At 38.8% G+C, this 21,553-nt stretch carries 27 protein-coding genes; 10 read left to right on the plus strand and 17 right to left on the minus strand.

All coding sequences use genetic code 11. From position 1 onward, the window contains the following. Nucleotides 1-16 precede the first annotated feature (16 nt). A complete protein-coding gene (locus tag ACK1I8_RS18540) occupies nt 17-2,602 on the plus strand; it encodes a phosphoenolpyruvate carboxylase (protein WP_412466775.1) in 2,586 nt (861 codons plus the stop codon). 208 nt (nt 2,603-2,810) lie between these two features. On the opposite strand, the gene ACK1I8_RS18545 is transcribed toward ACK1I8_RS18540, so the two are convergent. From ACK1I8_RS18545 to ACK1I8_RS18565, 5 genes are all read right to left on the minus strand, one after another. Then, nucleotides 2,811-3,059 carry a DUF6952 family protein gene (locus ACK1I8_RS18545; RefSeq protein ID WP_412466776.1) on the minus strand — a complete coding sequence of 83 codons (249 nt, stop codon included), beginning with the start codon at nt 3,057-3,059 and terminating at the stop codon, nt 2,811-2,813. Next, complete coding sequence (locus ACK1I8_RS18550; protein ID WP_412466777.1) at nt 3,059-3,367, minus strand: thioredoxin family protein; 309 nt, start codon at nt 3,365-3,367, stop codon at nt 3,059-3,061. The genes ACK1I8_RS18545 and ACK1I8_RS18550 overlap by 1 nt, the downstream gene beginning before the upstream one ends. 14 nt (nt 3,368-3,381) lie before the next feature. Further along, the gene (locus tag ACK1I8_RS18555; RefSeq protein WP_039479644.1) at nt 3,382-4,014 is read right to left on the minus strand and encodes a peroxiredoxin; all 633 of its coding nucleotides are present in this window, start codon (nt 4,012-4,014) and stop codon (nt 3,382-3,384) included. 298 nt (nt 4,015-4,312) lie between these two features. Continuing rightward, a complete protein-coding gene (locus tag ACK1I8_RS18560) occupies nt 4,313-6,697 on the minus strand; it encodes a prolyl oligopeptidase family serine peptidase (RefSeq protein ID WP_412466778.1) in 2,385 nt (794 codons plus the stop codon). A gap of 156 nt (nt 6,698-6,853) precedes the next feature. Continuing rightward, nucleotides 6,854-8,029, minus strand: a complete 1,176-nt coding sequence (locus ACK1I8_RS18565) for a hypothetical protein (RefSeq protein ID WP_412466779.1) — start codon at nt 8,027-8,029, stop codon at nt 6,854-6,856. Nucleotides 8,030-8,174: 145 nt separating this feature from the next. Between ACK1I8_RS18565 and ACK1I8_RS18570 the strand changes: the two genes are divergently transcribed. From ACK1I8_RS18570 to ACK1I8_RS18590, 5 genes are all read left to right on the plus strand, one after another. Beyond that, a complete protein-coding gene (locus tag ACK1I8_RS18570; protein WP_412466780.1) occupies nt 8,175-8,525 on the plus strand; it encodes an aldehyde dehydrogenase family protein in 351 nt (116 codons plus the stop codon). A gap of 134 nt (nt 8,526-8,659) precedes the next feature. Next, nucleotides 8,660-9,184 (plus strand): YfiT family bacillithiol transferase, encoded by a 525-nt coding sequence (locus ACK1I8_RS18575; protein ID WP_412466781.1) that lies wholly within the window; start codon nt 8,660-8,662, stop codon nt 9,182-9,184. Then, entirely contained in the window at nt 9,181-9,657 is a 477-nt protein-coding gene (locus ACK1I8_RS18580) for a DUF6265 family protein (RefSeq protein WP_412466782.1), read from the plus strand. The genes ACK1I8_RS18575 and ACK1I8_RS18580 overlap by 4 nt, the downstream gene beginning before the upstream one ends. A gap of 89 nt (nt 9,658-9,746) precedes the next feature. Then, a complete protein-coding gene (locus ACK1I8_RS18585; protein ID WP_412466783.1) occupies nt 9,747-9,986 on the plus strand; it encodes a DUF6364 family protein in 240 nt (79 codons plus the stop codon). A 252-nt stretch (nt 9,987-10,238) separates the two neighbouring features. Further along, the gene (locus ACK1I8_RS18590) at nt 10,239-10,394 is read left to right on the plus strand and encodes a hypothetical protein (RefSeq protein WP_412466784.1); all 156 of its coding nucleotides are present in this window, start codon (nt 10,239-10,241) and stop codon (nt 10,392-10,394) included. Here ACK1I8_RS18590 and ACK1I8_RS18595 read toward each other — a convergent pair whose 3' ends face one another. The 8 genes from ACK1I8_RS18595 to ACK1I8_RS18630 all read right to left on the minus strand — a co-directional run bounded on the left by ACK1I8_RS18595 (nt 10,395) and on the right by ACK1I8_RS18630 (nt 16,168). Then, nucleotides 10,395-11,114: a heavy-metal-associated domain-containing protein gene (locus tag ACK1I8_RS18595; RefSeq protein ID WP_412466785.1), complete on the minus strand. Its 720-nt coding sequence runs from the start codon at nt 11,112-11,114 to the stop codon at nt 10,395-10,397. A 279-nt stretch (nt 11,115-11,393) separates the two neighbouring features. Next, a complete protein-coding gene (ygiD, locus tag ACK1I8_RS18600) occupies nt 11,394-12,161 on the minus strand; it encodes a 4,5-DOPA dioxygenase extradiol (protein WP_412466786.1) in 768 nt (255 codons plus the stop codon). Nucleotides 12,162-12,329: 168 nt separating this feature from the next. After that, a complete protein-coding gene (locus ACK1I8_RS18605; protein ID WP_412466787.1) occupies nt 12,330-12,902 on the minus strand; it encodes a YceI family protein in 573 nt (190 codons plus the stop codon). Between the two features lie 240 nt (nt 12,903-13,142). Beyond that, nucleotides 13,143-13,703 carry a helix-turn-helix domain-containing protein gene (locus ACK1I8_RS18610; protein WP_412466788.1) on the minus strand — a complete coding sequence of 187 codons (561 nt, stop codon included), beginning with the start codon at nt 13,701-13,703 and terminating at the stop codon, nt 13,143-13,145. Next, complete coding sequence (locus ACK1I8_RS18615) at nt 13,703-14,206, minus strand: DUF3347 domain-containing protein (RefSeq protein ID WP_412466789.1); 504 nt, start codon at nt 14,204-14,206, stop codon at nt 13,703-13,705. Before ACK1I8_RS18615 ends, ACK1I8_RS18610 begins: the two co-directional genes overlap by 1 nt. 85 nt (nt 14,207-14,291) lie before the next feature. Continuing rightward, nucleotides 14,292-15,104 (minus strand): hypothetical protein, encoded by an 813-nt coding sequence (locus ACK1I8_RS18620; RefSeq protein ID WP_412466790.1) that lies wholly within the window; start codon nt 15,102-15,104, stop codon nt 14,292-14,294. A gap of 1 nt (nt 15,105) precedes the next feature. After that, a complete protein-coding gene (locus ACK1I8_RS18625; RefSeq protein ID WP_412466791.1) occupies nt 15,106-15,642 on the minus strand; it encodes a heavy-metal-associated domain-containing protein in 537 nt (178 codons plus the stop codon). Nucleotides 15,643-15,766: 124 nt separating this feature from the next. Further along, nucleotides 15,767-16,168 (minus strand): HYC_CC_PP family protein, encoded by a 402-nt coding sequence (locus ACK1I8_RS18630; protein WP_412466792.1) that lies wholly within the window; start codon nt 16,166-16,168, stop codon nt 15,767-15,769. Between the two features lie 94 nt (nt 16,169-16,262). Here ACK1I8_RS18630 and ACK1I8_RS18635 point away from each other — a divergent pair, with 94 nt between their 5' ends. After that, nucleotides 16,263-16,985: a peptidylprolyl isomerase gene (locus ACK1I8_RS18635; protein ID WP_412466793.1), complete on the plus strand. Its 723-nt coding sequence runs from the start codon at nt 16,263-16,265 to the stop codon at nt 16,983-16,985. Nucleotides 16,986-16,998: 13 nt separating this feature from the next. On the opposite strand, the gene ACK1I8_RS18640 is transcribed toward ACK1I8_RS18635, so the two are convergent. Both ACK1I8_RS18640 and ACK1I8_RS18645 read right to left on the minus strand, forming a co-directional pair. After that, nucleotides 16,999-17,265 carry a type II toxin-antitoxin system RelE/ParE family toxin gene (locus ACK1I8_RS18640; RefSeq protein WP_412466794.1) on the minus strand — a complete coding sequence of 89 codons (267 nt, stop codon included), beginning with the start codon at nt 17,263-17,265 and terminating at the stop codon, nt 16,999-17,001. After that, nucleotides 17,262-17,489, minus strand: a complete 228-nt coding sequence (locus ACK1I8_RS18645; protein WP_412466795.1) for a hypothetical protein — start codon at nt 17,487-17,489, stop codon at nt 17,262-17,264. Before ACK1I8_RS18645 ends, ACK1I8_RS18640 begins: the two co-directional genes overlap by 4 nt. Before the next feature lie 91 nt (nt 17,490-17,580). Here ACK1I8_RS18645 and ACK1I8_RS18650 point away from each other — a divergent pair, with 91 nt between their 5' ends. The 3 genes from ACK1I8_RS18650 to ACK1I8_RS18660 all read left to right on the plus strand — a co-directional run bounded on the left by ACK1I8_RS18650 (nt 17,581) and on the right by ACK1I8_RS18660 (nt 20,609). Then, a complete protein-coding gene (locus ACK1I8_RS18650; RefSeq protein ID WP_412466796.1) occupies nt 17,581-18,348 on the plus strand; it encodes an exodeoxyribonuclease III in 768 nt (255 codons plus the stop codon). A 70-nt stretch (nt 18,349-18,418) separates the two neighbouring features. Continuing rightward, nucleotides 18,419-19,657, plus strand: coding sequence for an imidazolonepropionase (gene hutI, locus ACK1I8_RS18655; RefSeq protein WP_412466797.1), 1,239 nt, complete (start codon nt 18,419-18,421; stop codon nt 19,655-19,657). After that, nucleotides 19,650-20,609, plus strand: a complete 960-nt coding sequence (locus ACK1I8_RS18660) for a formimidoylglutamase (RefSeq protein ID WP_412466798.1) — start codon at nt 19,650-19,652, stop codon at nt 20,607-20,609. The genes hutI and ACK1I8_RS18660 overlap by 8 nt, the downstream gene beginning before the upstream one ends. Before the next feature lie 162 nt (nt 20,610-20,771). On the opposite strand, the gene ACK1I8_RS18665 is transcribed toward ACK1I8_RS18660, so the two are convergent. Both ACK1I8_RS18665 and ACK1I8_RS18670 read right to left on the minus strand, forming a co-directional pair. Then, nucleotides 20,772-20,930 (minus strand): hypothetical protein, encoded by a 159-nt coding sequence (locus ACK1I8_RS18665; protein ID WP_167354761.1) that lies wholly within the window; start codon nt 20,928-20,930, stop codon nt 20,772-20,774. A gap of 10 nt (nt 20,931-20,940) precedes the next feature. Further along, nucleotides 20,941-21,501, minus strand: coding sequence for a 5-formyltetrahydrofolate cyclo-ligase (locus ACK1I8_RS18670; RefSeq protein ID WP_412466799.1), 561 nt, complete (start codon nt 21,499-21,501; stop codon nt 20,941-20,943). Nucleotides 21,502-21,553 lie beyond the last annotated feature (52 nt).

Here is a 21,553-nt window from a genome sequence, read left to right on the forward strand (position 1 = left end):
AAACTTTGCATAACCTATGCCGAAACTTCGTTTAACTACACAACGAGAATCTATTTTTAATAATGAGGTCATCTCAAAATTTGAGCTATTTAACAGTTTATTTCTCACCTTGCCTTTTTACAAAATTAAGGATACCGGAACATTGCTTCCGTTGTTTTTTAAGAGCTGTGAAGAAGGTATAGCCAACGGAGAAAAACCTGCACAGATTATTGAGGAATTTTTCGCCAAGTATACCACTTATACCGATCGGAAGGATATTATTGACCTGCTTTTCCGTTTTATTCAGTACATCGAACGCCAGGTGGTGCTTTTTGATGCTGTGGAAGATGCTTCTTTTACCAAGTTAAATACGACCGACGAGCAGAGCACATTGTCATTTATTCTGAAGAAAAATTCCGATAACAAACCGATGTTATCAAAAATTGAAAAATTGATTGATGAACTTTCGCTTCGTTTGGTTTTAACCGCACATCCAACGCAATTTTATCCCGGAAGTGTTTTAGCTATTATTACCGATTTAACCAAGGCCATCAGGGATAACGATCTTACCTCGATGAACTCTTTGTTACAGCAATTGGGTAAAACGCCATTTTTTAACAAAAAATCGCCAACACCGGTTGATGAAGCCCTAAACCTGGCCTGGTTCTTAGAAAATACTTTTTATTTTGCTGCGGCCAATATCCAGGAAGAAATAGACCAGAACCTGGATGAATATAACCTGGAAACCAAGAAAATTTTAGAACTGGGTTTCTGGCCTGGGGGAGATCGGGATGGAAATCCAAATATCCACGCTGATACGACCTTAGCCGTTTCTAAAATGTTGCGCCAGATCCTGTTCCGCTGCTATTACCGTGATTTCAGGGTAATTAAACGGCGCATCACTTTTAGGGGTGTTGAAGAAAATATTGCCAAACTGCATGATGTACTTTATCAGAATGCTTTCGATCAATCCTGCGAACTTCATGATATCTCTGATGAATTAAGGGATAACCTAAATAAAATTAAAGAAACCTTATTGGCAGAACACGAAGGTCTGTTTGTTGATCTGGTTAACAATCTGATCCGCAAAATAGACTTATACGGCAATTACTTTGCGTCGCTGGATATCCGTCAGGATAGCCGGGTACTGAGAAAGGTGCATGCATATTGCCGCGAAAATAAACCCATTTCTTCTTTATACCCAGCCAATTATGATCAGCTTTCGGAAGCAGAGAAATTAGCGTTAATTTCTTTTAAGGAAGCAACCGTTGTTTACTCCAGTGAGGCTGACGCCTTGATAAATGATACCATTGAGGTAATTAAAGAAATTAAAGGTATCCAAAAACGCAATGGCGAAAAAGCCTGTCACCGTTTTATTATCAGCAATTGTCAGCAGGCGAGTGATATCCTTCAGCTGATCGAGCTTTTCCTGTGGAACGGTTGGAGCAAAGATTCGCTCACCATAGATTTTGTGCCGCTTTTCGAAACGGTAAATGATTTAAAGGGCGCCGCGGCCATTATGGAAACCTTATATAGCAATCCGTTTTATAAAGCGCACCTGGCTAAACGTGGCAATAAACAGCACATCATGTTGGGATATTCTGATAGTACCAAGGATGGTGGTTATTTAATGGCAAACTGGTCTATCTTTAATGGCAAAACATCCTTATCAGCTGTTGCTGCAAAACATAACATCCAGCTGGCCTTTTTTGATGGCCGTGGTGGCCCGCCCGCACGCGGTGGAGGTAAAACACATCGTTTTTATGCTTCAATGGGTAAGGAGATTGCAAACAAGAATATGCAGTTGACCGTCCAGGGGCAAACCATTAGTTCGCAGTACGGTTCAGTAGAAAGTGCTGAATTTAATATTGAACAGTTAATTAATGCGGGAATATCGTCAGGATTAAAAGAAAAGCATAATGTACTTTTAGATCCTGAAAATAAAGCCCTGCTGGATGAAATGGCAGAAGATGGTTACAGGGCTTTTGTAGACCTGCGCGAGCACCCCTTATTTGTAAGTTATTTAGAGAAATTATCTCCTTTAAAATTATTGTCTCAGGCCAATATCAGTAGCCGTCCGGTAAAAAGAAATGGGGGAGGCGAAATGAAACTGGAAGATTTAAGGGCCATCAGTTTTGTAACTGCCTGGAGTATGCTGAAACAAAATGTGCCTGGTTTTTACGGAATGGGTACGGCGATGAAAAATCAGGAAAGAGCGGGAAACTGGGACAAAGTGGTGAAGGTTTATGAAGATTCTGACTACCTCAAAACCATAGTGGATAATTGTATGATGAGTATGAGTAAATCAGACTTTGTGATTACCGCTCATTTGGCGAACGATAAAGAGTTTGGTGCCTTTTGGACACAATTACATGAAGAATTCAAGTTAACCAAAGAGATGCTCTTAAAACTATCCGGACAGCCAACTTTGATGGCCAATTACCCGGTAGATAAAAAATCGATTGCCACACGCGAAAAAATTATTTTGCCATTGGTATTGATCCAGCATTTCGCCTTAGAGAAACTGCAGCATGACCAGAACGAGAAAGATCAACATGCTTTAGAAAAGCTTGCGGTAAGAACGGTATTTGGTATCGTAAATGCAGGAAGGAATTTGGCTTAGTATTCAAAATAGTGTGCGCTCGTTTCCAAACGAGCGCATAAATAACGATACGATTCTATCGTTTGTAAACGATAAATTATTCAACGCTCGTTAGAAAAGAGCGTTAGCAGAGTAGCAAGAGATGGTTTATAAACAAAAATTCCCTCGTTGATGAAAATCAACGAGGGAATTTTATATTTCGAAAAAGCCAGCTTCAAGCTTAAGACGGTTATCTGTCAATCGAACCCATCACTTTTTGGCTAAAAGCATTTAGCGCATCTTTTTCGGCGGCACCTTCACTTACCATCTGGTGTACTTCTAATGCACCGCAGATATTGGTGATCATTTCACCTGCTACATCAACTTCATGCTCGCTAACGCCTCTAAATTCGCAGAAAGCTTCTAAAACTTCTAAAGTGGTCTCCAGTTGTGCGGGAGTGGTATTTTGAAATAATTGTCTTATAACCGGAATCTTCATTACTTTATCTTATTAAATAGTTCTATTAAGCCTTCCGCTTTGTTGGTTTGTACCTGATCTACCAAAGCACCGCCTTCAAAAGCGGCGAAGGTTGGTAAATTATCAACATTAGCAAACTTGCGTGAGTTTGGAAGTTTTTCGGCATCAACAATCAAGAAAGCCACCTCTTCATTTTCCGAAGCCAGTTTTTTAAACTTAGGTTTCATGATTCTGCAGTTTCCGCACCACGATGCAGCGTACTGAACCATCACCTTTGAGTGATCGGCCAGATATTGTTGAAGGTTATCTTCTGTTAATTCTAAAAACATAACGTTTTGTTTAATTAGTTAGCAGCTAAATATTCAGCTACCCCGGTTCTGTTTGCGTTCATTGCTTCTTTTCCTTCTTCCCAGTTTGCAGGACAAACCTCGCCATGTTTCTGAACGTGGGCATAAGCATCAATTAAACGTAAATATTCTTTAACGTTTCTACCCAGTGGCATATCGTTAACGCTTTCGTGGAAAACTTTACCAGTCTCATCGATTAAGTAAGTCGCTCTGAAAGTTACGTTAGAACCTGAGAAAGATTCGTTTCCTTCTTCATCATAGTTCACTTCCTGATCTAAAATATCTAAGATACCTGACAATTGTCTGTGCGTATCCGCTAAGATCGGATAAGTAACACCTTCAATACCACCATTATCTTTTGGTGTATTTAACCAGGCGAAGTGAACTTCGTTGGTATCGCAGGATGCACCAATAACGATTGTATTTCTTTTTTCGAACTCAGGTAAAGCAGCTTGGAATGCGTGTAATTCTGTAGGGCAAACAAAAGTAAAATCTTTTGGATACCAGAATAATAACACTTTGCTATTTTTGTTTACAGCTTCTTCAAATACATTGATTTTCAAGTCATCACCCATGTCCGACATTGCATCAATACTAACACTTGGGAATTTTTTACCTACTATTGCCATAATATTTTCTCTTTAATTTTGTTGGCACAAAGGTAAGGCTAAAAGCGGAGTCAATCAACACCGATCTATTAATAGTTAATTGTATTTATTGATAACGATATAGATGAAAACTATATTTTTTATATGAAGTATAGCGGAGTTCTATTTTCTCTTTCTGTCATACTGAAGTATGAAGCATCTGCGGAATTTATAATAAATGGCCGTCATCTCGACTGAAACGCAGTGGAACGGAGAGATCTAAAGAGATAGATTTCTCGGCTACGCTCCTCTTCGCTCGAAATGACGACCAGAGTGGAAACTATTTCTTCAACGTATTCTCATACAATTTAAATATCCTTTTGTACTCATCCGTCCAGCTGCTTGGCTCTATAAAGCCATGGTCTTCTACCGGATAAACGGCGAGCTCCCAGTTATCTTTGCCCAATTCGATAAAACGTTGCGTTAAGCGTACAATATCCTGAAAGTGCACATTCACATCAACCATACCATGCGCCATTAATAAATTACCCTTTAATTTATCTGCGAAGTAAATCGGAGAACTTCTTTTATAGGCGATAGGGTCGTTAAATGGTTCATTTAGGATATTTGAGGTATAGCCGTGGTTATAATGTGCCCAATCGGTAACCGAGCGTAAAGCGGCGCCACTGGCAAAAATATCCGACTGGTTAAACATGGCCATTAAGGTAATAAAACCGCCGTACGAGCCGCCATATAAACCTACATGCTTCGGATTAACACCATATTGCTCTACCAAAAACTTAATCCCATCTGTTTGATCGGTTAAATCTTTCCCACCCATATGGCGGTAGATTCCTGTACGGTGATCGCGTCCGTAACCCGAACTTCCGGTATAATCGATATCAATTACGGTATAACCATTATCGGCCAGTAAATTATTGAACATAAACTCACGGAAGTAGGTACTCCAGCCAAAGTGAACGTTTTGAAGATAACCTGCACCATGCACAAAAACCACAGCAGGATGGTTGGGGTGTGGATTTTCTGATTTATAAACCCTCGCATACACATCGGCACCATAACGGTTTTTAAAACTTACCATATCAGGTTGACGCCATTTATAAGAATTAAATTCCGCTGATGTAGATTGGGTAATTTTTACGGCTTTAGCACCAACTTTATTGGGCTGAAGGTACAACTCACCGGGTTTGTCCATATAAGAATAATTAATGGCGAGGTATTTCTCATCAGGGGAAAGAGTAATTTCATTCAAGCCCTTCATGGTGGTAATTTGAACAAGTTCGCCGCCATTTACGCCGATTTTAAAGAAATTGGTAATACCCGGATGTTCCTTATTCGCTTTAATATAAAATGTACTCCTGTCTTTTGATAATTGTACCGATTGTACTTCCCATTTGCCGGCGGTAAGCTGTTTTTTATCTCCGGTATTTACATTGGCTACATAAAGGTGCGAGTATCCTGTTGCTTCGCTTTGATAATAAAAACGATTGTTGTCAATCCAGCCGGTATTGCCCTGGTAAAAGCCACTAATTCCGGGGCCGCCAATCCAGGCTTCATCGCGTTGACGGTCGATTAAGGAAAATCTACCAGTTAGGGCATCCAGTTTTAAAATCCAGCGGTCTTTATTGTCGGTAGAGGTGGCCACAACAATGGCCATACTTCCGTTATCATTCCAAAACGGACCAAAAAGATTTACAGGCCGATCGGCGTTTTTCTTTTTTAAGGTATCCAGTTCTTGCGGATAATCTTTCAGGTAATCGGGAAGATCTTTTATCCCGGCAATGGTCGAAGTTTGGAGGGCATACACCGTATCACGTTGCGTATCATTAATAAAACCCTGCGATACATTTTCATTTTCTCCAACTTTTGTCCTTCCGGGGATGTCTTCTGTGTAACCAGAAGAAGTCACATAGTTCGGAACAATGGTATTGTGGTTATCCGGAGCCGGGGTAGTTAATTTATAAGTGATAAAACGTCCGTCCGGGCTAATAACTACTCCATTTAAAAATTTATCTTCAGTATAAAGTTCTTTTAAAGGTTTAGTATCTGCCGAGGCGTTTCCAAAGCGGCTTCTTGCACCGCGGAAGCCGTTTTTGACTTCGGCATTTCGTTTTTTGATAATATCGAACAGTTCAGACTGTTGTGCTTTTAGCCATTTATCCTGTTCCGTAGCCGGTTTGCTTTCTGCTCTTCCGGCTTTTTTCCCTTTAACAAAATTGGTAAGTTGTTTGGTTTCTGCTGACTTTAAATCGAGCATAAAAAGATTATCACCCAATTGATAAACAATGTTGCCATTGGTTAAAAAAACCGGACTGCTTTCCCGCTCCTGCGTGCTGGTTAAACGCGCTTCCTTGTTCGTTTTGAAGTTCTGTAAATAAATATCACCGCTTTTTTCCACTAAACCAAGGGAACGATCGGTATTATAGCTATAGTTTAAACTCAATAGTTTTTCATCTTCCTTGTCTGCTGCTTTAACAGGTTTGGCAGCTATTGCTGAAACCTTAAATAGATCTTCCTTGGCTTTATTTTCGGGGTTCCAGTTAAAATAAAGGGTTTTGCTATCTGCAGTCCAGCGGAAATTAGTTGGCGAAATACCCATCCATTTGGGGTCGCGCATGATTTTTTCGACAGTTAAAGGTGCCAGTTGTTGCGCAAAAGCATATTCTCCTGTGCAAAGCAAAAGGAAAAGTAAATATTTCTTCATGAATTTTAGGTTTGGTGCAATTTAGATAATGGCAAGGTTAAATTAAGAAGGAAATGGAAATGTTACACCATCAGAGCAATCTGTTGCCACGGAGGCAGGAAGTCAAAGAAAAATTAATCATATGCTTTACAAAACATTGTTTCCGTGGCCAGTAAATTATCGGATTACTCTTCCTGTTTTGTCTACGTTCACATCATCGAAGGGCTTTAAATATTCATTGATAATGACCGAAAATTCGCGCCTTGTTAAAACTTTTTTAAGATCGTAGGCGGATGCGAACTTATAATTTTTGTTCCATTTCTTCTGGAGTTCGGATTTTGTGGCCTCAATTGATTTATTGCCCACATAACAAACCAGTGAAATGGTATTTTCTAAATTAACAGGAATATGCTGATGATCGTCGAACCAGATTTGCGCTTTGTAATAATAATCCTTGATTGGTTGCTTAATCTCATCGTAGGTTACTTCTTTTTCAGGATTAAAATAAGCCTTGTTTTGCTTAATTTCAGCTTTGATAATACCTGTTATACCAACTTTCTGAATGGCTAGCCAATTGGAATCTGCCATTTTTATATCATCAAAAGGCATAAGCGCATGTTTATAGCTTAATAATTCGCCCTGTATCCTTTTTAGGTTTGATAAGCTGGTTTTGGTATCGAAAAATGCGGCATAAGCTGCGGTTGCCCCGGCTGCAGTTCCGGTTTCAAATTGATCGGCTGCGATGTAAAGCAGGTTTTCCTGATCGGGAATCAATAAGCTGTACAATGATAAAAAGTGGGTTCCTGCTGAAGCAACGCTGGCTACAGTAGTACGGTAAATATTTTCTGTATAATTTAAAGGCCTTGAAGACGCAGGATTTAGTGAGGTGATCTTTAATGCGGCAATCAACTTCTCCGGGTTATCTGCCAATACCAGAATTCTGGCTTTAATGCTTTTATCTTTGCTCAGTTTTACTTCCCAGCCATTTCCTGACCGTTTAATTTCTGTATACGGGACATTATTAATTACATTTAACAGCAACGTGCTATCAACCGTTACTTTTAGCGGATTTTTTTTATCTGGTTTTGGTTTAGCGGTATTTACGCTATTTGCATTTTCGTTTTCGCGCTTTAAAAAGCCCTGATAAAAAATTTTGTGGCCAGGGGCTATTTTATTTAAATCCAATTTTTCTTTCTGAGTAAGAAGGGTGGTTTTTACGCCCGACTTGAAGGATTGAAAAGATGCAGTATATGCGGCATCGCCGCTACCGATAACCAATACATCTGTTTTTAAGGTTTGGGCATGGATAACCAGGGGAATTATGAATGCGAAAACAAAAAACAATCTTTTCATCTTTTATTATTGAAATTTGCTGCAATATGCTTTAAATGAATGAAATTTTAATGAAATGGATGCATTTTAACTAAAATTTCTATAAACCGATTTAAGCCAAAAAAACAGCAAATAACCATGCTGCCCACACCGTTAACCTCGGTAAATGAAAACACTACCGTTATGCAGGAGGAATTTTTGGTCCTATTTTACCTATTTCAAAAATTTAGAAGAGGCCATTGATTTAGTCAATAGCAAAAATAAACCACTGGCACTTTATATCTTTTCGGATCAAAAACAAAATCAACACAAGATGATCAGGGAAACCAGTGCAGGCGGAACTTGCGTAAACGACGTGTTGGTGCATAAGGGTAGTTGTCATGGTATTTTCGGATTCAAAACCTTTTCTCATGAAAGGGCGGTTGTTTTTCAATCGAAAGTAAGTGTAACTAAGATGATTTATCCACCTTACCCGCCAAAAATGGATTTATTGAAATGGTTGAAAAAACTGATGTAGATTTTATATGCCGCAGATATGAAGAGATAGGTGCAGATTTTATTGTTTAATATGTCTCCAGCTCCGCGTATTTTGTGCCATTTTCTTTGTGACCTTGTGTTTAGAAACCCGATAATTCTCCTTATTTTGGTTTCATGGACTTAGAACAGCTTAAATATCCTATCGGTCAGTTTATTATGCCTGATATATTTGATCAAAAGCAGATTGATATCTGGATTTCGGAAATAGAGGCGTTGCCAGGTCAAATTAAAAAGGCTACAGCGCATTTAACTGATGAAGAATTGAATCAAACTTACCGTCCGGGAGGATGGACCTTACGGCAGGTTGTTCATCATCTTCCGGATAGCCATATTAACGCCTATATTCGCTTTAAGCAGGCCATTACAGAAGATGTTCCGGTAGTCAGGCCATATTACGAGGAACGCTGGGCAGAAACGGAAGAGGCCAGAGATGGTGACATTAAAATGTCGATCGAGCTGTTAACAGGTTTACACCAGCGTTGGGTCGCTTTTTTAAAAACATTGAAAGTAGAAGACTATCAGAGGAAATACATTCATCCGGCCCATAATAAAGAACTTAGTTTGGCCAATATGCTGGGCATGTACGCCTGGCATGGAAAACACCACCTTGCACACCTTGCCAATACCATAAGGAAATGAAAAGGATCTATTTATACTCCCTGATTTTATTTCTTGCTGGTTTTTGTAGCAATGTTAACGCACAAAAAGATCCATTAAAAACTTTTTCTTTTATATTAGGCTCATGGGAAATGCAAATGCCCAAAAGTAAAATTGTGGAGCAATGGAGCCAGGGTGACGATAAAATACTGAAAGGCAAGAGTTATCGCGTCAGTGCAAAAGGAGATAGCGTTCTTACTGAAACATTACAGATCAGAACAAAAGGAAAAGAAGTTTTCTATTGTTCAACCGTTGCCAAACAGAATGAAGGTAAAGAAGTTTGCTTTAAATTGATTTCTACAAAAAATAAGATTTATATTTTCGAAAATGCGGCACATGATTTTCCGCAAAGAATAGTTTACCAAAAATTAGGTAAAAACGAAATGCTCGCCTGGATTGAAGGCGAGCTGAACGGCAAAAGCCGAAAATCAGAATTTAGGTATAAGCGGGAATAATCTAATTTTTAAGTAAAAAGGATTTGTAACAAATCTGCTTATGGTTCGTTTAAACCGTTATCCGTATATTTGAATAAATCATACGTGTTATGACGGCTAAGTTAACATTGACTGTACAGAAATCAACCATTGAAAAAGCAAAATCTTATGCAAAGCATACTGGACGTAGCTTATCCGAATTGGTTGAAAAATATCTAGAAACCATAACGCTTGATGAGGAAACGATCGTTTCATCAAAGTTAAAAAATATCGTGGGAGCGGTGAAATTGCCAGATGATTTTGATGATGCTGCTGAGCTTCGTAACTATTTTGAACGTAAGCATCTATGAAAAGGATTTTTATTGATACAAATATTATTGTTGATCTAATCGCAGATAGAAAGCCTTTTAGCAAATTTGCTATAGAACTTTTCGAAAAAGCATAACGTAAAGAAGTTCAGTTGTTTATCTCTTCACATTCAATTGCGACAACACATATTTATTAAAAAAACACCTTAGTGAACGGCCTTTAAGAGAGGTAATTTACAATGTTTTAGAATATATTCAAGTTATTGCAATTGATCAGGATATTATTAAAAAGGATTGAAATCAAAATACAAAGATGTTGAAGATGCCTTGCAAATACTCGGTGCTTATAAAATAGAAGGACTGGATTATATTGTTACCAGAAACATTAAAGATTTCAAAAATTCAGAAATTCCAGCCTTTCCACCTGATAAGCTTTTGACTAAAATTTAGTTACATCAAAATCAGCATCCCTGCACTCATCGCAATCATAATTGCATCTTCAACAATGGTTACAGTACTCATGGGCAGGTTAAACACAGCGCCCAGGCAAGCGCATTGAATTTTCTTTTTGTTTAAAACGCTTTCCAACACACCAATTATACTCACTGTCATTACAATTAGCGTAACCCAGTTTACAACAACAGGGGATAGGTTTAAAGCAAAAGATAAGCCCAAACCTAATTCGATGAAAGCATAAATATAACCCCATGTGCTGAATTTTTTGGCAACAATATCGTACATGGCATAACTTTCGGCAAATGCTTTCAGATTGAGCATTTTAAAGAAAGAAAAGGTTAGGAAGAAACCAGCCATAAAAATGCGCATAAACTCCATGACATTGATTGCATTGTTTTGCCAGGAAACGACTAATGATAGTGCAGTTACATATCCAAAAATCAATAAAATAGGTTTATAGGTCGCTGCCCATGATTTTGCTTCTTCGAGCGCTTCGCTATGTTGGGTTGCTGAAATCTGGTATTTGCTTTCGCTACCACCCAAAGCCTGTTGGAGTGTATCTAAGCCAATATGTTTATCCATGCTAATGGTAGCAGAATTGGTTTCTTTGGAAACTTCTACACCAGTTACATCTGGTAAAACGAGCAAATTACTTTTAACTTTATTTTCGCAACCGCTACAGGTCATTCCTGTGAGTTGATAGGTATGTGTCATGATAAAATTCTTTATGCAAATTTACCGCTTCGTGTGACTAAAAGCGTTATAGAATAATCACAAAGTTTTATAGAATTTTAGCTTTTGTGCTAGAGATCGTTATTTCGAATGTAGACGGGATATCTTTATGCTATATTCAGTTCTTATAATGACCTGAATTTCTAAAAATGATAATAATTTATTGTAACCACTAAGGAGTTAGAACAATTAATGTATAAACTCTATTAAACCAGCTAAAACAAAGTTGTTTGCTGATCATTTTCTCCCTAAACCCTAAAATTACCCCACCAAAACCGAAGTCATGGTTAGCGAGCCGCCAACAGCTTTATCGTTAAAGAAAGAAACCTCCTCTTTTTCGTTTTTCATGCCGAGCGTATAAATCAGTGGCAAATAATGTTCTGGGGTAGGAATGGCCAGCATCGCATCTGTGCCGAGGTTGCGGTAGTTGATCAAGGGCTGATGGTCGCCGTTTGCAATTAGGTTTTTAAACTTATCGTTCATTTCTATTGCCCAATCGTAACCACCTCCGTTAATCATTTCCCAACTGAGCATACGCAGGTTATGGACCATGTTCCCGCTGCCGATAACCAGTATGCCTTTTTTACGGAGTATGTAAATTTCTTTGGCAATTTCATAATGACGGGCCGGCGATTGGGTATAATCAATGCTCAATTGCAGCACAGGGATGTCAGCATTTGGGTACATATGCCTTACCACTGTCCAGGTACCATGATCCAAACCCCAATCATGGTCGAGACCAACAGTTGTAGACTGAATTAAGCCTGGAATTTCTTCCGCCAGTTTCGGATCGCCGGGCGCAGGGTATTGCACATCGAAAAGCGCCTGCGGAAAACCACCAAAATCGTGAATGGTACCGGGAAAATCCATCGCGGTAACAAAGGTGCCATGCGTATACCAATGAGCAGATACCACCAAAACAGCCTTAGGTACAGGAATATGCCTGGCCAGTTCTGCCCAATTCTTGCTAAACTCATTGTTTTCAATCCCATTCATAGGGGAGCCATGGCCAATAAAAAGTGTTGGCATTAAATCCGTTTGAGGCAAACGTTGAATAAAGTTTCTGAATTGGGATAGCACAGATATGGATTTTAGTTCTGGTAGCCGTTATCCCGAACTTCTGCCCGGCCGGTCGGACGGGTGTTTCAGGATCCTTTTGAAAGATTCCGGGACAAGCCCGGAATGAGGATTTTGTTCTTATTTACCCTGAACAAACTCCAGGTTTAATTTAATCGCAACATCTTTTGCAACACCAGCTCCGGTTGGATCATATTTGATATTATAATCTAAACGGTTAATGGTTGTGGTGGCCCCAAAACCTGCTTTGGTATTGCCCTGTTGATCTTTAGCCGTGCCGCCGTAAACCACAGCAAATTTTACATCTTTGGTTACATCGCGGATGGTTAATTTACCACTTAACTCATAATTGTTGCCACTTAATTTTTTGAAAGAAGTGCTTTCAAATTTCATCGTAGGAAATTTTTCTGCGTTAAAGAAATCATCGGTTTTTAAATGGTTATCCCTCATCTCCACACCTGTAGTAATGCTGTTAACATCAACACTAAAACTGATTTTAGCGTCCGTTAAATCCGGTTTAGCAGCGGTAACCGTTCCGTCGAATTTTTTGAATGAACCATCAACAAACGAAATTCCCATGTGTTTAACCGAAAAGTTAACAAACGAATGCATTGGATCTATTTTCCAGGTTGTTTGCGCAAATGATGCCACACTAATTGAGGTAGCGATCAGGAATAAAAATATTTTTTTCATATTTAGTGATTTTATTTAGGTACAAATGTAGTTGGTAATCAAGCTAATCAATCTTGATTTATGTTAAGAAATTGGCTGGTGACAAATCGGTTAAAAAGGTTTAAATTGGCTAGTTGATGAATAGAATTGCAGATAAGTGGTTAATGGTTTTTTGATCATAGTTCATGTCCGATAGGCTCATAATTCTCAATCATGATCTATCCAGCCATTGACCATCTCACGTTTCTCCATTTTATATCATTAAACCTCATCCAGCGTTTTTCTACTATCTGTTGATGCTAGTTTATAAGCCGAAGGCGTAATTCCGATAACTTTTTTAAATTGAGCGGACAGGTGAGCTACACTGCTGTAATTTAATTGATAAGCAATTTCGCTCAAAGTAAGCTCGCCATAGGTAAGCATTTCTTTTGCCTTTTCTATTTTTTGGGCAATAAAATACTTTTCAATCGTTTGGTTTTCAATTTCAGAAAAAATGCTGCTTAAGCTGGTATATTCTTGTTTTAATTGCTCGCTAAGGTAGGCAGATAGGTTGATTTTTAAAGGTTCTTTGGTATAATGTACCAGATTAATGAGGGCAGTTTTAATCTGTTCTGCTGTTTGGGTCTTTTTATCTTCCAATAGTTCGAAACCAAAACGGGTGAGTTGCTCTGCAATTTTAATCTTATCGTCAGCTGTTATGTTTTCGGCGAGGGTAACTTCGCCAAGCTCAACCAATAGCGGTTTAAAGCCAAGCTTTTCCAGCTCGGCCTTAACCACCATCTTGCAACGGTTGCACACCATATTTTTGATATGCAGGTTCATTATTTAGATTTTATGGTTTCTGAAACGTCGCCACAATCAAACATCATGCTTCCATAATAGGGGTTTTCGATGTTTTCTTTTTCATTTACCCAACTTGCCTTAGCCATTGGGCAATGTTGAATGTAAACGGTTTGTGTATTAAATTTTAGACCCTTTAAGGTTTTAATCATCGCATAGGAAATCCCTTCAAAGGCTTTTCTTTGCGTTTTAATGTCGTTAGAGCCGGCAAGCTGAGCAGATTTACTTTTGATAACTGCAGCTTGTTCCATAAATATTTTATGCTGATCTGCTGGCAGATTTTTGTGATTTACCGCGTCAACCTTTGCTGATAAAATTTTTACTTTTTCTATCGCCACATCCTTTTTATCGGTGGCTAAGGCATTTTTTACGTCGTAATAAGCCGTTAACACCTGGTTTAAGGCTACATCTGTTTTGTTTTGCGCATAGGTGAATGCTGTGCTTGCGATCGTGATGAAGGCAACTAATCCTAATATTTTTTTCATCTTTTATGTTGTTTTTAATGGTAATGAAGCGATCATGGTTTTATGTTCAGTTTAATGTGGAAAACCCATGATGTTTCGTTATTTTTTATTTTAAAATGTTAAAGAAATTAAATTCTGCACGAAGCAGGTACATGTTTTTGGTGTATCGGTTATCCATATTTCCAGTAGCCTGAAAGCGATAGCCAAAATCGATACGGGTGGTACTGTTCAAAATTACCTGTACAGCAGGAGCGATGTCTAAATAAGACTGGCCACTGCCGGGATCGGTTTTGCCCAGCAATTCTACATATACATTGAAGTTTGGCTGCTTATAATCTTTGTAAACTACTGGTAAAACCAAATAACCCGATGATAAACTATACGACAACATGTTCTTTGGCTGCGGCATGCCCGCAACCTGCCGGTCGATGTTTTCGAAAGCATGGGCATAACCAAGGGTTGACGATAACGCCAGCTTGTGTAGCAGCTGTGTAAAAATCAATCCGCCCTGTATACCACTGTTATCACCCTCCAGGTTGATATCATGGGTATAAGTTGGCATTCTGCTGGTACTAATTCTTCCAAATGCCGATGCCCTGAAATGGCTTTGTGCTTCGTCTAGCGATAAAAACCGATATTTTGCATATAAACTTCCCCCTTCCAAACGGTATCTGCCGTCCATATCAGACATAAAGCCTTGCGCATGCATCATCAGGTTTTTATTAAAACCAATCATTACTTCCGGGATGGTCCTGCTTACAAAACCGGGGTTATTGAACATACCTTCATTCGTAATTCTTATGCCAATCGATTTGGTGGGCATATTACTGGCAGGCTCTGTAAATACATATAACTCCTGTGCAAAACCATTTGTATAGGCGCCGATCATCAACAGCGCCAATACGAATATCCGCCTCATCTTAAGAAAGGATTAAATGGTAAATGCGCGTCTTTTTACCATTAACCATGCCCATGCCGCTGGCATAAGCATCAGAGCTAACGGTTGCGGCCTGTTTTTTAAATGCAGTACCTGAAATAAAATTTTTATCGACAATACTGGCTTTTACAGTTCCGTTAAGTGTTTTGCCCTTTGCGTTTACAAAACGGTACACATTTCCATCAACAATGGCCTGGCCTTTATCATCTACCTTTACATCGTTAAAATTGAAATTTGCTGTTAATCCACCAACTGAAAAACCAGCATCCTGAACTTTTTTGCGTACCAGATCAAGATTGATGTTTGCATCTTTCTTAAAGGTTAGCACGAAGATGTTTTTGTTTAAATCAGGTTTTACACTACTGATAAAGTTTAAGGTTTCCAATGATTTTTGTGTTGCATTTGAACACATAGAGCAGGTTAAACCGGTTACCTGTAAATCTGCTGAAGATATTTTTTGTGCCGAAACATTAACGGCAAAGAATAGCATAATGATGCTGAATATTTTTACTGCTTTCATGATTTTTTAAATTAGAATAAATTGAAGCTATTGTAGGCTGCATTATTCAGCGCTTACATACATAGCAAATAGATACCGAAACGAATCCGATAGCTACCGGATCAGCATGACGGGAACAAAAATCCTAATTTCTAAAAATACAATTGAAAATATGGAGTGCAACCCGCGAGGAAAGTGGGGGCGCTTTATTTGAAATTTTAGTAAAAAATTTCGGGGTAATATCTTTTAAAGACGCTAAAACTGGGGGATGAAGAAAAAGCTGGATAGAAAAGAGCTTTGGCATTTTTAACTGTGCCTCTGCCTGATGACTATCTTTAACCTTAACCGTTACCTGGGTGTTTTTGCAGCAATCATCATCTTTCTTTTCAGCAGGGATATCCTTACAGAACTTACAGGAAACTTCATTACTGAACAGTTTAACATTTTCCAGTTTGCCTCCACAGAAATGGAGACTTAAAGCCAAACCCATAACACTAACTGCATAAAATACAGCCAAAGAAAGTGCTATTTTCTGTTTTAACTTCATCAATACAAAGGTAAAGCAAAAAATATTTAATAATGCCAGTAATTATTTACTGAATTTCATTTTTTAGCTTAATTTAGCCTTAAACACCAATTAAATGAAGAAAATATTATTGTTACTCTGTACTTTTTCTGTGCTATCGGCCTTTGCTGCAAAGCCCAAAAATCAATATGTAAGGATTAAAACTGAATTTGGAGAATGCATTGTAAGGCTATATAATCAAACCCCTTTGCATCGCGATAACTTTTTGAAACTGGCCAGATCCGGATATTACAATGGGGTTTTGTTTCACAGGGTAATTAATAATTTTATGATTCAGGGTGGCGATCCGGATTCTAAAAATGCAAAGCCAGATTCTCTTTTGGGTGAAGGCGGACCTAAATATACGATTCCGGCAGAGTTTAATGATAGCTTATTCCATAAAAAAGGTGTTTTGGGTGCTGCCAGGGAAGGAGATGATGTTAATCCGGCCAAGGCATCAAGTGGAAGTCAGTTTTACCTGGTGCAGGGAAAGGTTTTTACCGATCAGCAATTGGATAATTTAGAAGAAAAACGGCTGAAATTCAAAATTCCGGAATGGCAGCGGCAAGTATATAAAACGATAGGGGGTACACCACATTTAGACCGGAATTATACTGTTTACGGTGAAATTGTGACGGGTTTGGATATGGTGGATAAAATTGCCGCTTTGCCAACCAATAAAAACGACCGGCCAAAGCAAGACGTAAAAATGGAAGTAAGCGTTTTGAAAAAAAGGGAAGCGAGAAAACTGGAGAAACAGTTGCTTCAGGGAACGTTGAAAGATAAAATGGTTATGTAATTACAGGATCTTGTCAATTATCGAAAAAGAATAAAAGCCGAATCTGATCATTTTGAATTTCATAGAACACGGACGTATGATTCGTAATCCTTCCTTTTCTGCATTGATCGAAAATTGACGCCTCAAAAATTTCGGGTTGTACTTTTATTATTTGAAGGATTTTATTTGCTTGTTTTAAAAACTTTTTTGCCGATTGCTCACTGAATTTATCCAGAATAAAGAAAAAAATTGCATCAAAAGTTTCTTTTGCTTCATCGGTCCAAAATATATTTAAACTCATAAATATTTCGCATACCGCTTCATTACCTCGTCATGAGGTGTTAATTTTCCTTCTTCAGCCTTCTTTAACCCTCTTTTTATTCCCTCCTGAACATGTTTCGGTAATTGGTCCAGCTCAACCTTTTCATTGCAGTTTAAAAGCATGTCCAATTCTGATAAAAGGTTCTCATCATCTGTTTCGAATACCTTTTTTGCGATCTCTATTTTTAACTCTTCGATGCTCATAAACAAATTTAACGAAAGCAAATCTCATTTACTAAGCATTTATTCAATTAATTTCTAAATTTACCGCCCACAACAATTGAAATTTTACTGAATGAAGATTATTTCCTATAATGTGAATGGGATCAGGGCTGCGAGCACTAAAAATTTTTTTGGCTGGTTGCAGGCAACCAATGCCGATATGGTCTGCTTACAGGAAGTAAAGGCACTACCCTCGCAGATCCCTGAAATTATTGCATTGATTGAGCAGCTGGGTTACCACCATTATTGGTATCCGGCAGAGAAAAAAGGCTATAGCGGTGTAGCCATTTTATCTAAAATTAAACCCAATCATGTAGAACTTGGCTGCGGTGAAGAATGGATTGATAAAGAAGGACGTATTTTAAGGGCAGATTTTGATGATTTTTCTTTAATGAGCCTTTATATGCCATCTGGCTCAAGTGGAGACGATCGGCAGGTAAAGAAATATGAATTTATGCGGTTTTTCGATCGCTATATTGGAGAATTGCGTAAAGAAATCCCTAATTTGATTGTGAGTGGTGATTATAACATCTGCCATACCGCTATCGATATCCACAACCCTAAATCAAATGCCAATTCATCAGGCTTTTTACCGGAAGAACGGGAGTGGATGCAGTTATTTCTGGATAATGGTTTTATTGATACTTTCCGTTATTTTAATAAAGAACCACATCACTACACCTGGTGGAGTTATCGTGCAGGATCAAGAGGAAAAAACCTGGGTTGGCGAATCGATTATCATCTGGCCACCAGGCCAATGGAAAATCGTCTGAAAAACGTCAGGATTTTACCGGATGCCATACATTCTGATCATTGCCCGGTGTTATTGGAAATTGAATAGTTTTTGGGTTAACTGATCCTAATTTTCAATTAACCAGTTTAACCAGTTTCAACAATTAACCTGCCAATAAATGCTGATTACAGATATAAAAGGCCTTGTAGGGCTTCATCCTAAAGATAAGTTAGTGCTTCGTGGTAACGAGCTAAATGATTTACCCGTTCTTGAAAATGCCTGGCTTTTAATAGAAGATGGGTTGATTAAAGATTTTGGCGAGATGGGAAATCTTCCATCTCCCACCGCACATCTTCCATATTATAGTGCGCAGGGCCGTTATGTTTTCCCTACCTGGTGCGATAGCCATACACATATTGTGTTTGCGGCGTCGCGTGAGGAAGAATTTGCCATGAAAATACAGGGTAAAAGTTATGAGGAAATTGCGGCGGCGGGTGGTGGGATTTTAAATTCAGCAGATAAACTACAAAGGGCATCAGAAGATGAATTGTTTCAATTTGCTGCGCTGAGGTTAAAACAGATGATTCTGCAGGGGACAGGAGCGGTAGAAATTAAAAGTGGCTACGGATTAACGACTGAAAGTGAAATCAAGATGTTACGCGTAATCCGTAGGTTGAAAGATCAGTTCCCCATCCCGATTAAAGCCACTTTTTTGGCTGCTCATGCTTATCCAACAGCATTTAAAAATAACCATCAGGGTTACATCGATTTAATTATTAATGAAATGCTGCCTCAGCTGGCAGAAGAAGAACTAGCCGATTACATTGATGTTTTTTGCGAAAAAGGGTTCTTTTCTGTTTCAGAAACCGATCAGATATTAAAAGCTGGAGCAAAATATGGATTGAAGCCGAAAATCCATGCCAACCAACTTTCTGTTTCTGGGGCAATAGAGGTTGCCGTTGATAATGGGGCTATTTCGGTCGATCATTTGGAGGAAAGTAATGAAGAAAGCATCGAAACCTTAAAAAACGCCGACACCATTGTAACATTGCTGCCTTCTTGCTCGTTTTATTTAGGAATTCCGTTTGCTGATGCCAGGGGCTTCATCCAAGCTGATTTACCAGTGGCTTTAGCTACCGATTATAATCCGGGCTCAACACCTTCAGGAAATATGAATTTTGTAGTTTCATTAGCTTGCATTAAAATGAAGATGTTTCCGGAGCAGGCCATTAATGCTGCAACATTAAATGGTGCTGCAGCAATGGAATTGAGCAGGGATTATGGAAGTATAGCGGTTGGAAAAAAGGCAAATTTATTGATCACTAAACCGATGCCATCAATTGCGTATCTGCCCTATAGTTTTGGCGAAAGCCAGGTGGACGAGGTGATTTTAAATGGCGAATTTTATAATGGATAACTTTAAAATCTATGCTCAACAAGATATTGATCGTTTGGTGATCAGCCGGGACGGCGAAACTAAGCTGGGCGAGAAAGTGGCTATTTTGACTTCGTGGGAAGAGCTGCAAAACACGCGTGCAAAATTTGTGTTGCTGGGCATTCCTGAAGATATTGGCGTGCGTGCAAATGCGGGTATGGCTGGAGCAGCATCGGTATGGCGTCCGGCATTAACGGCCTTTTTGAATATCCAGAGTAACTGGTTTTTGGATGGTGGGGAGATTTTGGTTTTAGGCCATTTTGATATTGATGAGCCTGGCGAATCTACCTTAAAAGGTTTACGAGACAAGGTAGCAGAAATTGATGCGCTGGTTTATCCAATTATTGAAAAAATCACAGCTGCGGGCAAAATCCCGATTGTCATTGGGGGCGGGCACAATAATGCTTATCCAATTATCAAAGGAGCTTCTTTAGCAAATAAAATCCCAATTGATGTACTAAATATTGATGCACATGCTGATTTGCGGAGGTTGGAAGGCAGACATAGTGGAAATGGATTCTCTTATGCTTTACATGAAAATTATCTCGATCATTATTTTATGTACGGCCTCCATCAAAATTATAATAACGAAGCTATTTTAAGCCAGATTGAGCATAACCCTAAGCTAAAGGCTGTATTTTTTGATGACATTTTAACCGGAACCGATTTTGCCGATTTGATAAATGAAATAGGAGAGGTTGCGGGTTTGGAAATAGATCTAGACTGTATGGAGCATGTACTTTCGAGTGCAGAAACTCCATCCGGATTTGCGGTTAACGATATTCGAAAACTCATTTTGAGCAACGCCGGTAAATTTTCTTATCTGCATATATGTGAAGGGGCTACGCGGATGCTGGATGGAAGGGTAAATAAGTTAACGGCGAAGCTGATTGCTTATTTTGTAAGTGACTTTGTGAAATCAAATATGTCTTAGATTTATCCACGGAGGCATAGAAAACACGGAGTATCCGGCGCGTGTCGCCATCCTGAACTTCCGCCCGGCCTGTCAGACGGGTGTTTCAGGATCTTTTTTGCAGTAAATGCCTTATAAACAGCGCCTGAGATAAATACTGGAAGACGTTTAAAAGTAGGCCTTTTACAAATGCTCTGCTTCGTATTTCTCCCCAGCCTTTAACATCAATTCGATCTGTTTCAGGTCTTCAGCCGTTAAATCTTCTTTTTCCTGAAGTTCAAATACGGCAATCATATTGTCTTCGTACTGTTTTTCGGTTTTGATCACGATTTCCTGTGGCATGCTGGTAAGCTTAAAACTTTATAATTTCTGTAGGTGTAATGCAAAAGTCGAGTTTAATGTCTTGTTCATGTACGTCATCGATTTTTTCAATTGCAGGATACAAAGATAAACCTATTTTCTGAGCATTTAAACCGTTTAGAAAACGATCATAGAAACCTTTTCCATAACCTACCCGGTAACCTTGTTTATCAAACGCCAAAAGGGGAATGATCACGAGATCTATTTCGCCTTCATGGAGGTTTCCTTTTTGCGGTTCCAGAATATTATAAAGATTTTTTTTCAGGTCTTCTTCGCCAATATATTCGTGATGCGTCATCAATGCCGTTTCAAAATCGGCCTTAGGCACAACGATTTTAATATCTGGCAGGGTTTGGTTGAGCCATTCGATCAGCAGAAAGGTATCCGGTTCCTTTTTTTCTTTGATGGGCAAAAAGATATGGATCGTTTTAATTCCATTAAAATCTAGCGTCTTAAACTGTTCCAGCAGCGCTTTATTAAACTCATGGTAAGTAGAGTCTGATAATGATAACCGATCCTTTAGCGTTTGCTTCCTGATTTGGTTTTTCAACATAATAACAAAGTGGGTATTTTAAGGATTTATATGGTTTTGGCATACCTGCTTA

This window comes from Pedobacter sp. KLB.chiD, assembly GCF_047040275.1.
GTDB lineage: Bacteria > Bacteroidota > Bacteroidia > Sphingobacteriales > Sphingobacteriaceae > Pedobacter.